The sequence below is a fragment of the Nocardia brasiliensis NBRC 14402 genome, assembly GCF_000308475.2.
Lineage (GTDB): Bacteria > Actinomycetota > Actinomycetes > Mycobacteriales > Mycobacteriaceae > Nocardia > Nocardia brasiliensis.
Genome location: NZ_BAFT02000037.1, coordinates 88881 through 101870 on the forward strand (window position 1 = coordinate 88881; position 12990 = coordinate 101870).

12 protein-coding genes and 2 pseudogenes are annotated in these 12990 nt (G+C 68.3%); 9 read left to right on the forward strand and 5 right to left on the reverse strand.

Going from position 1 to position 12990, the window contains the following annotated elements; all coding sequences use genetic code 11:
* Positions 1 to 82 precede the first annotated feature (82 nt).
* Positions 83 to 289, reverse strand: coding sequence for a DUF5988 family protein (locus TY25_RS11360; protein WP_029901647.1), 207 nt, complete (start codon positions 287 to 289; stop codon positions 83 to 85).
* Between the two features lie 200 nt (positions 290 to 489).
* Between TY25_RS11360 and TY25_RS11365 the strand changes: the two are divergent.
* Positions 490 to 1434 (forward strand): annotated as a pseudogene (locus tag TY25_RS11365) (GlxA family transcriptional regulator); the annotation flags it as partial.
* A gap of 279 nt (positions 1435 to 1713) precedes the next feature.
* On the opposite strand, the gene TY25_RS11370 reads toward TY25_RS11365, so the two are convergent.
* On the reverse strand, positions 1714 to 3189 hold the full coding sequence (locus TY25_RS11370; RefSeq protein ID WP_226887252.1) for an alpha/beta hydrolase-fold protein: 1476 nt from the start codon (positions 3187 to 3189) through the stop codon (positions 1714 to 1716).
* Positions 3190 to 3556: 367 nt separating this feature from the next.
* On the opposite strand from TY25_RS11370, the gene TY25_RS11375 reads away from it, so the two are divergent.
* The 4 genes from TY25_RS11375 (at position 3557) to ruvB (ending at position 6615) form a co-directional block, all read left to right on the forward strand.
* Positions 3557 to 3988 carry an acyl-CoA thioesterase gene (locus TY25_RS11375; protein ID WP_042255883.1) on the forward strand — a complete coding sequence of 144 codons (432 nt, stop codon included), beginning with the start codon at positions 3557 to 3559 and terminating at the stop codon, positions 3986 to 3988.
* A 363-nt stretch (positions 3989 to 4351) separates the two neighbouring features.
* Complete coding sequence (ruvC, locus tag TY25_RS11380) at positions 4352 to 4921, forward strand: crossover junction endodeoxyribonuclease RuvC (protein WP_014986573.1); 570 nt, start codon at positions 4352 to 4354, stop codon at positions 4919 to 4921.
* Positions 4918 to 5523, forward strand: coding sequence for a Holliday junction branch migration protein RuvA (gene ruvA / locus TY25_RS11385; protein WP_042255884.1), 606 nt, complete (start codon positions 4918 to 4920; stop codon positions 5521 to 5523). The genes ruvC and ruvA overlap by 4 nt, the downstream gene beginning before the upstream one ends.
* 6 nt (positions 5524 to 5529) lie before the next feature.
* Positions 5530 to 6615, forward strand: coding sequence for a Holliday junction branch migration DNA helicase RuvB (gene ruvB / locus TY25_RS11390; protein WP_042255885.1), 1086 nt, complete (start codon positions 5530 to 5532; stop codon positions 6613 to 6615).
* A gap of 64 nt (positions 6616 to 6679) precedes the next feature.
* Here ruvB and TY25_RS11395 read toward each other — a convergent pair whose 3' ends face one another.
* The gene (locus TY25_RS11395; protein WP_042255886.1) at positions 6680 to 7504 is read right to left on the reverse strand and encodes a ribosomal RNA small subunit methyltransferase A; all 825 of its coding nucleotides are present in this window, start codon (positions 7502 to 7504) and stop codon (positions 6680 to 6682) included.
* A gap of 405 nt (positions 7505 to 7909) precedes the next feature.
* On the opposite strand from TY25_RS11395, the gene TY25_RS11400 reads away from it, so the two are divergent.
* Positions 7910 to 9106, forward strand: coding sequence for a pyridoxamine 5'-phosphate oxidase family protein (locus TY25_RS11400; protein WP_052382927.1), 1197 nt, complete (start codon positions 7910 to 7912; stop codon positions 9104 to 9106).
* Here the strand turns inward: TY25_RS11400 and TY25_RS44555 are convergent.
* Positions 9103 to 9699 (reverse strand): DivIVA domain-containing protein, encoded by a 597-nt coding sequence (locus TY25_RS44555; protein WP_042255887.1) that lies wholly within the window; start codon positions 9697 to 9699, stop codon positions 9103 to 9105. The genes TY25_RS11400 and TY25_RS44555 overlap by 4 nt on opposite strands.
* A gap of 148 nt (positions 9700 to 9847) precedes the next feature.
* Positions 9848 to 10513, reverse strand: coding sequence for a TetR/AcrR family transcriptional regulator (locus TY25_RS11410; protein WP_081868814.1), 666 nt, complete (start codon positions 10511 to 10513; stop codon positions 9848 to 9850).
* A gap of 36 nt (positions 10514 to 10549) precedes the next feature.
* Here TY25_RS11410 and TY25_RS11415 point away from each other — a divergent pair, with 36 nt between their 5' ends.
* From TY25_RS11415 to TY25_RS11425, 3 genes and pseudogenes are all read left to right on the forward strand, one after another.
* Positions 10550 to 12040, forward strand: a complete 1491-nt coding sequence (locus tag TY25_RS11415; protein ID WP_042255889.1) for a flavin-containing monooxygenase — start codon at positions 10550 to 10552, stop codon at positions 12038 to 12040.
* 190 nt (positions 12041 to 12230) lie between these two features.
* The gene (yajC, locus tag TY25_RS11420; RefSeq protein WP_042255890.1) at positions 12231 to 12584 is read left to right on the forward strand and encodes a preprotein translocase subunit YajC; all 354 of its coding nucleotides are present in this window, start codon (positions 12231 to 12233) and stop codon (positions 12582 to 12584) included.
* Between the two features lie 99 nt (positions 12585 to 12683).
* A pseudogene (locus tag TY25_RS11425) lies at positions 12684 to 12990 on the forward strand (protein translocase subunit SecD); the annotation flags it as partial.

A 12990-nucleotide genomic window follows, 5' to 3' on the forward strand; every position in this document is an offset into this window, starting at 1 on the left:
CAGGGTGCAGAACCGGCGGAGTTCCGGGAAGGCGGGCCGGTCGCTCGATGACGACCGGCCGCGCTGGTCGATTACGCCCGCATCACTCCGGGATCGGGGTGCGATCGCACCATTCGTAGACGCGCAACCGCCCCTCGGGGGTGTCCTGCTCCCGCGCGGTGACCTTGAAGTGTTCGTACGCGCCTTGATGCTTGACCTTCAACTCGATCCCCGGCGGGGTGATGGGAACGATGCGCGCGGGCATGTCTTTCGGCCCGCCCTCGAGGACAGCCTTCACAACAGTGCTCATCATCGGATGGTAGAAGCGTGCAGGCCCCGATTTGGCGGATTCAGGCAAGCGCCGCGCGGAAAAATATTCGGTTTCAGACCGCTGCGGCCGTAAGTGTCGGGGTGTTCCGAACGCTTGGGCCTCGAGGTCCGTCGGCGCCCGCCGAACGGTCTACAGTTGCGGCGAATGGCATGATTGCTGTTTCTCGATATGATCGTGCCATGAAGTCTGCCGCAGTGCACCGGGTGGTCGCGCTTGCCTTGGACGGGGTCTATCCGTTCGAACTCGGCATCCCGAACCGGGTTTTCGGCAGTGCGAGCGGGCGCTACGAGATCCGCACCTGCTCGATCGACGGGCGACCGGTGCGCACCAGCGCGGATTACGCGATCGCCGTCGAGCACGACAGCGGTCTGCTCGCGACCGCGGACACGGTGGTGGTTCCGGCCTGCGACATCCGGATGACCCTCGACGGTGCACTGCCCCCGCCGGTGCGTGCCGCGTTCGCCAGGATCCGGCCCGATGCCAGGATCGTGGCGATCTGCACCGGCTCCTTCGTCCTCGCGGCCGCCGGACTGCTCGACGGGCGACCGGCGACCACGCACTGGCGCGAGGCCGCGCGGTTCCGGCGCACCTTCCCGCAGGTCCTGCTCGATCCCGAGGTGCTCTACGTCGACGACGGTGACGTGCTCACCTCCGCCGGTGCCGCGGCGGGGCTCGATGTGTGCCTGCACGTGGTGCGGCGCGATCACGGCAGCGCGGTCGCCAACGCGGTGGCGCGCCGGTGCGTGGTGCCGCCGTTCCGGGAGGGTGGTCAGGCGCAGTACATCGAACAGCCGGTGCCGCCGTCGACCTCGGCGGGCACGGCAGTCGCCCGGGAATGGGCGCTGGCGAACCTGCACCTCCCGCTGACCATCGACGAACTCGCCGCCCGTGCGCGAATGAGCAAGCGCACCTTCGCCCGTCGCTTCAGCGACGAGGTGGGGATGAGCCCGGGACGCTGGCTCATCCAGCAGCGCCTCTTCCGTGCGCGACACCTGCTGGAATCGACCGACCTGACCGTCGACCGGATCGCGGGTGAGGTCGGCTTCGCGACCGGCACGTCACTGCGTCAGCACTTGAACGACGCGATCGGCGTCTCGCCCAACGCTTATCGGCGGACGTTCCGGCCGGGGCAGTGCGCTGAACACCCCGCAGCGTGTCCGCACCGGCCTTGTGCTCATGCGCCAGTTCTGCGCCGAGGCAACAGGCAGCGCGAGCTAGCGTGTGCTGCCGCACTTCCACCGAAGCCGCCTGGGAAAACCTGGAGGCGCTCGGGGAGCCCGGGCGTCGGGCTGGGGAAGCCAGAGCCGCTCGCAGAAGCCGGGCGTCGGGCTAGGGAAGCCGGAGCCGTCTGGGTAACCCGCGGCGTCGGCTTGGAGAAACCGCGACGTCGGGTGTGATGCGTTTCAGGAGGTCGGGACGGGCAGTCCGAGGCGGGCGACTATCCAGGGAAACGACGAGGTGAACGCGGCGGCCGCGAATTGCCAGGTGTGCCCGCCCTGAGTGGTGTGGATGGTGCAGTCGATCCCGACCTCTCGCCCTTGCGCGCACAGCTTTTCGGCCGCACCGACCTCGCCGGTGTCCTGGATGCCGTCGTGGCCGCCGATCCCGGCGGTGTCGTCCTCGGCCGGGGGACGCGCAGCTGCGCCTGCCGCACCGTGGTTGCCGTGTGCGGAGTTTCGGTCGGGTGGGGTCAAATCGTCGAAAAGCCCTGCGACACCGGTGTATCGGCCGTGCGCGGTCATCACCGTGAGCGGGTCGAAGGCCGCCCACTGCGCGGCGTTGCCGCCGAACAATCGTGCGACGGTCTGGTCCTTGGTACCAGAGGCGGGTCCGAGATCGCCTGCGATATCGACGAAGGTGTGTACCAATTCCGGATGCATCACCGCCAGATCGACCGCGCAGGTGCCGCCCATCGACCAGCCGACCACCGCCCACTGCGCCGGATCGACCGACGCGGCGAACCGGGATTCCAGGTAGCTCGGCACATCTCGGGTCAGATGGTCGGCGGCGTCGCCGCGCGGACCGTTCACGCATTCGGTGTCGTTGTTGAAACTGCCGCTGGCATCGACGAATACGAGAATCGGAGCGCGACCGCCGTCGGCCGTGGTGAACGCGTCGACGGTGGGCATGATCTGGCCGCTGCGAATCCAGTCGGCGGGCGTGTTGAACTCGCCGCCGATCATCATCACCACCGGCAGGGCAGGCGGCGTCGGACCGGCGAACCAGGCGGGCGGCAGGTAGACGTATTCGGTGCGATGCGGAAAACCGCTGCCCGCGTCGGGAATTCGGACCGGCACGATCTTGCCGGTGGTGACGCCGGTGTTCCGCAATCCGTCCAGCGCGTCGAGATCGGTCTGCTGCGGTAGCGGTCCGGCGGTGAACGCACCCCACGCCGACTGCACCGTCGGGTAGTAGCCGACCCATTGGTTCAGCACGATCCCGGTACTCAGCAGCGTCAGCGGAATCGCAAGCGCCGCAACGCTACGCCGCCACCATGTCGTGCCGCGCCAGCCGAGCACCAGTACGCCCAGTGCCGCGACGGTCCCGCCGGCGCACGCCCACAGCATTGCGGGTGCCGGGTCGGACGCCAGCCCTTGATCGGTCACGTACCACCGCGCGACCAGTGCGCCCGTCACACCCAGCAGCAGACAGACCGGCACCTGGACCAGCCACCAGCGCCGCGTCCACCGCGCCACCGCGACCAGCAGGAACGCCAGCGCGACGAGCTCGATCGTCAGCGGCAGCCAGCCGTGCAACAGCGAGATCCCGTGGTGAAAAGTGTTCTGGTAGTCCGGATTCAGCTGCGCCGACGGCAACTGCGGAGCCGGCGGCGGCGCCGGGTTCGCGGGCGCGGTGGGCAGCACACCAAAGGCAGACACGTACGGCATTGTCGACACCGTTCCTCGAGACTCCCTGTGAATCGACTACCAGCCCCCTGTGCGCCGCCGATCCCCGGCCCGCCGCGCAGACCGACACCGAGGACCTGCGGTACATGGTGTGCGGATGCGGCCGGCGTGACGCGGAAGGCTGCGGTCGCGCGCGATACGGCGACGTCTGCGGGGGTGAGGTATGTGGGAGGCGACGGACGTGTCGTCGGTGGGGGAGTACCTGCCGCAGCGCGATCGCGCCTGATCGAACCGCGTCGCGCTGGGTTCCGGTGCGGGCGCAGACGAGTTTCCGGCGACGGATGGTGCACGAGAGGCGTGGTGGGGAAATGTGTCGGTGGGGAGTGGCATAGTGCCGAGCGTGTCGTTCAGTACGCGGATCGAAGTGCGGGTGTCGGATCTGGATCCGCAGTTGCATGTGACGGGTGCCGCCTATCACCAGTACGCCGACCACGCGCGGTTCGCGTGTGTGCAGGCGGCGGGCGTTTCGGTGGAGGAATTGATCGCCGCGGGCTTCGGGCCGGTGAATCTCGAGACGACCATCAAATTTCATCGGGAACTGCGCGGCGGTGACACGGTCGACGTGTCGTGCGCGTGGCTGTGGGGGACCGGCAAGACCTACCGCGTCGAACACATGCTCACCCGCGCCGACGGCGTCCACGCTGCCACGGTCACCCACGTGAGCGGCCTCCTCGACCTCGCCGCCCGCAAACTCGTCACCGACCCGGCCCGCGAATGGTCCGCCCGCGCCCACACCCCGGAACTGCTCGGCCTACCGAACGCGGTGGCCTAGCCGAGCACGGCACCCCTCTCCGCACCCGGCAGTTCCTCGCCGAACCAGGCGGCCGTTCGACCGCGCCCGGCCGCCGAGTCCGACGCAGGCGACCATGCCGAGCGCTGCGGCGTAGCTAAGCGACACGGCGCCAACGACCGAAACGGTGATCGTGCCGAGCGCGGCGGGGCGTTGTGCTGAGCGCGGCGGGGCGTTGTGCCGAGCGCGGCGGGGCGTTGTGCCGAGTCCGGTGGCGCGTCGTGCTCACACTGAGCGTTGTGATCAAGGCCCGCCGCCCCGCTGGCGCCCGTGTCGCTGGGGCACCGAACCCCTTGCCTCCGCTACACTCTCGAACAGTTGTTCGTGTCTGCGAGAGGGGAATTCGTGCGGGTGATGGGTGTCGATCCCGGGCTCACCCGGTGCGGCCTCAGCATCGTCGAGGGCGGGCTGGGGCGGAAGGTGACCGCGATCGACGTCGACGTGGTCCGCACCCCCGCCGACATGGACCTCGCGCAGCGACTACTGCAGGTTGCCGACGCCGCCGAACACTGGATGGACACGCACAAACCGGGGGCCGTCGCGATCGAACGCGTCTTCGCCCAGCACAATGTGCGTACCGCGATGGGCACCGCGCAGGCGGGCGGCGTGATCGCGCTGGCGGCCGCGCGCCGCGGCATCCCGGTCATGTTCCACACGCCCAGTGAGGTGAAGGCCGCGGTCACCGGCAACGGCACCGCGGACAAGGCGCAGGTCACGGCCATGGTCACCCGTATCCTCGGCTTGCAGGTCGCGCCGAAACCCGCCGACGCGGCGGATGCGCTGGCGCTGGCCATCTGCCATTGTTGGCGGGCGCCGCTGCTGGAGCGCATGGCAAAGGCCGAGGCCCGCGCGGCCGAGGCGCAGCGCAAGTACGCGGAACGGCTTGCCGAACAACGGAAGGCGGTACAGAGGTGATCGCGTCGGTTCGCGGCGAGGTGCTGGAGATCGCCCTCGACCACACGGTGATCGAGGCGGCGGGCATCGGCTACCGCCTCAACGTCACGCCCGCGACGCTGTCCACGCTGACCCGCGGCGAGGAAACCCGGCTGTACACCGCGATGATCGTCCGCGAGGACTCGATGACGCTGTACGGTTTCGCCGATACCGAGGCCCGCGACCTGTTCGGCCTGTTGCAGACGGTGTCCGGGGTCGGCCCGCGGCTGGCGATGGCGGTGCTCGCGGTGCTCGAACCCGAGGCGCTGCGCAAGGCGCTTGCGGAAAGCAATGTCGCCGCGCTCACCCGCGTGCCCGGTATCGGTAAGCGCGGCGCCGAACGCATGGTGGTCGAGCTGCGGGACAAAGTGAATCTCGTTCCGGTGCAATCGGGTCCGCCCGGCGCGACCGCGGCCGCGGTCGTCACGCCCGTACGCGACCAGGTGGTCGAAGCGCTCACCGGTCTCGGCTTTCCCGTCAAACAGGCCGAGCAGGCGATCGACTCCGTCTTGGCCGAACAGCCTGCCGCCGGCACGTCCGCGGCGCTGCGGGCCGCGCTCAACCTGCTCGGCAAGAATCGGTAATCGACTATGGATCACGACGAAGACGAAGCGCCCGAATCCCAGGTCACGTCCAGCTATTTGAAATCCGACGGCGAGATCGAAGCCAGTCTGCGCCCGAAATCGCTGGACGACTTCATCGGTCAGCCCCGGGTGCGCGAGCAACTGGCGCTGGTGCTGCGCGGCGCGAAACAGCGTGGTGGCACCCCGGATCACGTGCTGCTGTCCGGTCCGCCGGGGCTCGGTAAGACCAGCATGGCGATGATCATCGCGGGGGAGCTCGGCACCGCGCTGCGCATCACCTCCGGGCCCGCGCTGGAACGGGCCGGTGATCTGGCCGCGATGCTCAGCAACCTGGTCGACGGCGATGTGCTGTTCATCGACGAGATCCACCGGATCGCCCGGCCCGCCGAGGAAATGCTGTATCTCGCGATGGAGGATTTCCGAGTCGACGTCGTGGTCGGCAAAGGTCCCGGCGCGACCTCGATTCCGCTGGACATCGCCCCGTTCACACTGGTGGGCGCGACGACTCGGTCCGGCGCGCTGACCGGCCCGCTGCGGGACCGTTTCGGTTTCACCGGGCACATGGACTTCTACGAGCCCGCCGAACTGCTGCGCATCCTGCAGCGGTCGGCGCAGATCCTCGGCGTCGAGATCGACCACGACGCGGCCGCCGAGATCGCGGGTCGCTCGCGGGGCACGCCGCGCATCGCGAACCGCCTGCTGCGTCGCGTCCGCGACTACGCGGAGGTCCGCGCCGACGGCATGATCACCGAGCCGATCGCGCAGGCGGCGCTCGAGGTGTACGACGTCGACGTGCTCGGCCTGGACCGCCTGGACCGCGCGGTCCTTTCCGCGCTGGTCCGCAGTTTCGGCGGCGGCCCGGTCGGTGTCTCGACGCTCGCGGTCGCAGTAGGAGAAGAGGCCGCGACCGTCGAGGAGGTCTGCGAGCCGTTCCTCGTTCGCGCGGGCATGGTCGCGCGCACCCCCCGCGGCCGGGTAGCCACCGCCGCCGCCTGGGAACACCTCGGCCTCGTCCCACCCCCCGACCTCGTCTTCGGCTCCATCGAAGTCCGCGGCCGCGACCCCCAACCCACCCTCGACCTGTTCGAATAGCCGCCGCCTCGAGACTTCTCGCACCCGTCGAGGCCGCTCCACCGGAGCAGAGCGGCCCCGTCGGTTACGGGTTCAGGTGCTCGTGTAGCCGCACCCAGTCCGTAGGGTGCACGGCAGCGGCGGGGGTGTCGGGGGTGATGCCCGTGGCGTGCAGTGCTTCGTCCACGTCTGGATAACGTGGGCGCAGGGCGGTGGGCAACGGCAGGTTTGGATTGGCGAATCCTGCATGCACCAGGGTGATGTACGAATCTTGGTCATGTACCAAGGGTTTCGTGCGGCGGTGGATGTGCAGGATTGCGGTGTCGGTGGGGAGTGGGGGTCGGAAGGCGGTGCGGGCCAGTCGCCCGTGTAGTTGCCAGTCGAACCATGGCCAGTTCGTGGAGGTGACCGGATCCCAGTGTCCGTTGTTCCCGACGTACGTGTGCGCGTATTCCTCGGGGACCACCAGGGTCGCCGAGGTGAGCGCCGACGCGGTCAGGCACCAGTCGATGATCCGCGCGGTTGCCGTGAGCGGAATGCTCCCGACGACGGCGAACGGTTCACGCGGCGGTTTGGCTTTGGTGAAATCGGCTCGTACCACGCGTATTCCGTTGTCTGCGCGGGTGCGTGCCGAGAGTTTCGCGGCTGACAAAGGATCCGGTTCGTACGCGGTGACCTGTGCACCGCGCCCAGCCAGCGCTCGGGTGAGTAGTCCGTCACCCGGATGGGGCTCGAGCACTACTCCGCTCGGGTCGGCCGCCGCCAGGATCGATGCCACGGCCTCCTGGCTCACCAGAGAATTCTGGGAATGCGCCCGCCTGGCACGGTCTTTCGACGGACGACCGCCGCCGCCGTTCTTGACCTTGCCCTGGGTATGCGAGTAATTCCGGTATGCAAAATCTTGCGCCACAGCGCTTGCCCCTTTCGGGTCTTCGAGTCGGATGAGTCTCGAAGGGCCCTGGGCGCGCTCGCGGACGCCGAAGTAGTTCTCTCCGTGTCCGCTAGCGGGCCAGAGCCCGGGCGCTGCGGAGACGGATGAAGTACGGGGCGGCATAGCAATGCATGTGGGTCACGTTATGGACGACGCCTGCGACCTCGCAACCGAATTAATCGCCACCGGCTCGGCGACAAGCGGATGGGGCCGCGTATCCCGCGCTCGCGAAATGCGAGCAACAGCGCCGCGGACAGGGCCGGGCCGACCGGTGCGACGGCTCGGCGAGGCCCGCGACGTGCGGCCGGGCGGCGGCCCGGCGGGCGCTTGGCGAGGCCCCGAAAGCGAGTACCGAAAACCTGAGCAATTATTCACAATAGTGGCATGACCTGCGACAACGAGTCCGTCCCCGCCGTGGGAGTCACCGACGGCACTGGCCGGGTGCATCATCGCCTCACGACCGCCGAGGAACTCGAGTCGATCATCGGCCACCCCGCGCCGATGATCATGCTGAAGCAGATCAGCGCGCTGGACGAGGGCTGCCGGGCGGTGCTCGCGCACTGCCCGATCGCGGCCTTCGGTTACCGTGACGCCGACGGCGTCAGCCATACGACGTTCGTCGGTGGCGTACCGGGATTCGTGCGAGTGCGCTCGGCGACTCGGATGTCGTTCGCGCTGAGCGAGCCCGGCGACCCCCGCGGCCCGGTCTCGTTGTTCTTTCTCCTGCCCGGAGTCGGAGAGTTATTGCGCGTCAACGGGATTGCGGCCGGACGCAAGGGCGCGCAGGCGATCGTCGACGTCGAGGAGGCGTATGTGCACTGCGCCCAGGCCATCCTCCGGTCGCGCCTGTGGCGCTCGCCGCTTCCGGCCGAGCCGGCCGCCGAAGTCACGGGCGCGGGCCCACTGGCCCGGCCCGGTGTCGCGGAATTCCTCGCCGCCGCACCGTTTCTCGCGTTATCCACCTGGGACACCGTCGGCGGCAGTGACACCAGCCCGCGCGGCGACCGGCAGACGGTGGCGCGGATCCTGGACGATCGCACGCTGATCATCCCGGATCGCCGGGGCAACAAGCGGACCGACTCCCTGCACAACCTGCTACAGGACGATCGGCTTTCGTTCGCGGCACTCGTCCCGGGGCGCACCGATGTCCTGCGTGTGCGCGGCCGCGGTGCGATCACCGACGACAGCGCACTGCTGGACACGCTGGCCCTGCGCGGGACCGCCCCGCACGCGGCGCTGCTCATCGAGGTCGAGGACGCCGAGGTGCTCGGCAGCGACGCCGTGACGCGCTCGCGACTGTGGGATTCGGCGGCGTTCGTGGAACGCGGCTCGGTCCCGGATCTGATGGGCGTGGGCGGCAGGCATCTCGCGGCGAATTCGACGACCGCCGCCGGCGGTCCGCCGGGGTTCTTGCTGAAGATCCTCGGTGCGGTGCCGGGCATCGATCGGTTGGTGCGGTTCGTCATCGACCGCGCCTACCGGTCGGGGCTGCGCAAGGAGGGCTACGAGGACATCGAGAAGGAGCCGGTCGAGAACAACCCGGCACCGAGTCGTGAACGCGGTAAGCCAGATCCGGACTAGTCGGCGTCGCGGTGCAAGGTCCAGCGGTGATGCTGGTGCTCGGCGTGCTCCAGGGCGGTGACCACCAGGTCGGCGAAGGCGTCCACTTCGTCGCGCTGATAGCCGCGGGTGCCCAGGCGTGCTTCGGTGAAACGCACCGCGCGCACGTCCGCGACGGTCAGGCTGCCCGGCCCGCCGTGGGCCAGCGTCGCGGCGACCAGATCCAGGAACGCGTCGACTTCTTCTTCGTTGTAACCACGCCGACCGACCGGCGCCTGGGTAAAACGCATGCGCTGCACATCATCCGGCGTGAGCATCGCCGGTCCGTTGCCCGAGGGCGCCGGGCGCACGCCGCGCTGGCGCATTTCCAGTTCGATGCGCACCTGGTCCAGGTATTCGTCGACCTGATCCGCGCGATAGCCGCGCCCGCCGGGGCGCGGCGCGTCGAACGTGACGTGGCGCAGATCGTCGGCGGCCAGCGCACCGCGACCCGCCATGGTCGCGGCGACCAGATCGAGGAAGGCGTCCACCTCGTCCGCGTGGTAGCCACGCTGGCCGAATGGTGGTGTCGCGAAACTGATCCGGCTCACATCCTCGGGGGTCACGGGCGACATTCTGTCAGGCTCGATGCGCCCGGCCGACGGAATGTGCGGTTTTCGTACTCCCTGGTCTCTTGTGACCACGAGCGGCCCCCTGAGCGACGCGACGGAACTTTGTCCTCACCATAACGTGGGGGAGCGCGTCAGGGGGCTTGTCGTGTGCTCAATCTTTGCGGACACCATCGATCAGCAGCCGCCGGATCGCTTCGTTCAATCCGCGCAAGGTGGCTTCGTCGGTATCGCGCAGGCCGTGCACGATGCCGGCGAGCAGCATGCCGGTGACGGCGCGGGCCGTGTTGACGGTGTCCAGATCCGCTCGCAGATAACCGAGTTCGACGCCGTGCTCGAGGTAGCCGGCGGTCAGCGCGTCGGCCATGTCGAGCAGGCCGTAGAGGCGCGCGGTGAGTTCGTCGTCGATGCCGGGGGCGTGCACGAGCAGCAGTTGGGCCACCCGGCGGTCGCCCATCAGGATGTGCGTCAGCGCCTGGCCGATCCGGTCGGTCTGCGCGCGGTATTCGTCGAGCGTGGTCGCGGCGTCCGGCGCGTTGTCGGTGCCGAGCGTGTCGATGATCTTCGCCGAGAGGTCGTCGATGACGTGGTCGATGATGTCGCGCTTGTTGCTGAAGTACCGGTAGAAGGTGCCGTGCCCGATGCCCAGCTGGCCGGCGATATCGGCGATGCCGGTGGCGTGATAGCCCTTCTCGGAAAAGCAGACGAAAGCGGTGTCGATGATTTCCTGCCGCAGCTCGGCTTTGCGGCGTTCAGCACGCGTCAATGGCTTCGTCACCACGCCAATGATACAGTCGTCACAAACGGAATGATGTGTCATTCCGTGAGAAGCGGTTCACAAATCTGGAGGTTCGGAGTGGCGCCTCAGTACGACGCGGTCGTGGTCGGTGCGGGATTCGGTGGCATGGGCGCGGGCATCGAGCTCGATCGGCTCGGCCTGAGCAATTACGTGATCCTCGAACGCGAGGACGACCTCGGCGGGACCTGGCATGTGAACCACTATCCGGGGCTCGCGGTCGACATCGCGTCGGTCACCTACTCGTACTCGTTCGAGCCGAACCCGTACTGGACGCGGCTGTTCGCGCCGGGTGCCGAGCTGAAGAAGTACGCGAGCCACATCGCCGAGAAGTACGGCCTGCGCCGGCGCATGCGCTTCGGCACCGTGGTCGACGGTGCCCGCTGGGACGAGGAGCACCAGCAGTGGGTCGTGTCCGTCGCCGGCGGCGAAACCCTCACGGGCCGTTATCTGCTCACCGCGACCGGCTTCCTGTCCCAGCCGTACACCCCGCCGTTCCCCGGCATCGACTCCTTCGCCGGCAAGATCATCCACACCACCGCGTGGGAGGACGATTTCGACCTCACCGGCCGCAAGGCCGCGATCATCGGCACCGGCGCGACCGCCGTGCAGCTGGTGCCCGAGGTGGCCAAGAAGGCGCAGGCGCTCACGGTCTTCCAGCGCACGCCGATCTGGGTGGTGCCGAAGATCGACGCCGCGATTCCGGGTCCGGTGCAGAAGCTCTTCGAGAAAGTCCCCGCCACGCAGAAGGCGGCGCGGCTGTTCAACACCAGCCTGCTCGAGGCGCTCATGGTGGTCGGTGTGCTGCACTACAAGCAGGCCAAGCTGCTGAACAAGGGCGCGGGCGTACTCGCCAAGGCGCACCTGCGGGCCTCGGTGCGGGACAAGGAAACCCGCAAGCAGCTCACCCCGCACTACGACTTCGGCTGCAAGCGCCCCACCTTCTCCAACAGCTACTTCCGCACGTTCAACCAGCCGAACGTGCGCCTGGAGACCAACTCGATCGAGCGCATCGAGCCGGACGGCATCGTCACCGCCGACGGGCACAAGACCGAGATCGACACGCTGATCCTGGCCACCGGCTTCAACCTGTGGGACGTGAACTTCCCCGCCATCGAGATCATCGGCCGCGACGGCGTCAACCTCGGAAAGTTCTGGCGGGACAACCGCTTCCAGGCCTACGAGGGCATCACCGTGCCGAAGTTCCCGAACTTCCTCAGCCTCAACAGCCCGTACTCCTACAGCGGCCTGTCGTACTTCACCACCATCGAGGCGCAGATGAAGCACATGGGCAGGCTCTTCGGCGAGCTGCGCCGCCGCGGCGAGCAGACCTTCGAGGTGACCGAGCAGGCCAACGCCGGGTTCCTGGACCGGGTCACCGACAAACTCGGTTCTTCGGTGTTCTACGGCGGCGACTGCTCCACCGCGCGCAGCTACTACTTCAACCAGCACGGTGAAGCGGCTCTGCTGCGTCCCACCAGCACCCTCAACGCGCACCGGGAGGCGGTCAGCTTCCCGCTCGACGACTACGTCTACGGCAAGAGCGCCTGAAACGGGCCGACGACGCGGGCCCCGCCGGACCTCTCCGGCGGGGCCCGTCACCGTTCGCGACGAGTTCCGCGGTCCCCAGACCGATGTCGCCGCTCCCCAGCGGGTGTGCCGGTGTGGCGGCGGCGACACGAACTGGCAGACTGTGGGTACTTACCCATCCCACCCACAAGACTAGGGACTGACTTCGACGATGGAACTTCTGTTTCCGCTGCTGCTGGTAGCCCTGCTCGTGCCGATGTTCCTCGGTGTCCGCCGTCAGAAGCGGGAAGCCGCCAAGGTCACGGAGATGCAGGACAGCCTCAAGGTCGGCGACCAGGTCATCACCACGTCGGGGCTGTACGGCACCGTCGTCGATCTCGACGACGCCACGGTCGATCTCGAGATCGCCGAGGAGGTCGTGACCACCTGGCTGCGCGCGGCCATCCGCGAGGTACGCACCGACGACGACGCGACGAGCACCGACGAGAGCCCGGTCGACGCGCCTGCGGCCGAGGCCATCGAGGAATCCGCCGAGCAGACCGAAACCCGGCTGACCAAGGATTGATCGTCGGCCCGCGCGCCGGGCACCGCTACGGTGGTGCCCGGCGCCACCGGTGTGCCCACCTGTTCCACTCTCGACTTCCCGCCTAGGAGATGACGTACTGTGCCACCTTCCCAGGGATCGGCGCATCCGCTCCGGCTGCTCGGCGTCTACGCCGCGCTGCTGGCCGTGATCTATGCGCTGGTGTTCTTCACCGGTGACTCCCCGCAACCGAAGCTCGGCATCGACCTCCAGGGCGGTACCCGGGTCACGCTGACCGCGCGAACGCCGGACGGCAACAAGCCGAGCCAGGACAGTCTGCGTAAGGCACAGACCATCATCGAGAACCGCGTCAACGGTCTCGGTGTGCTGGGTTCCGAAGTCGTCATCGACGGAGACAACCTGGTGATCACCGTGCCGGGCGACGACG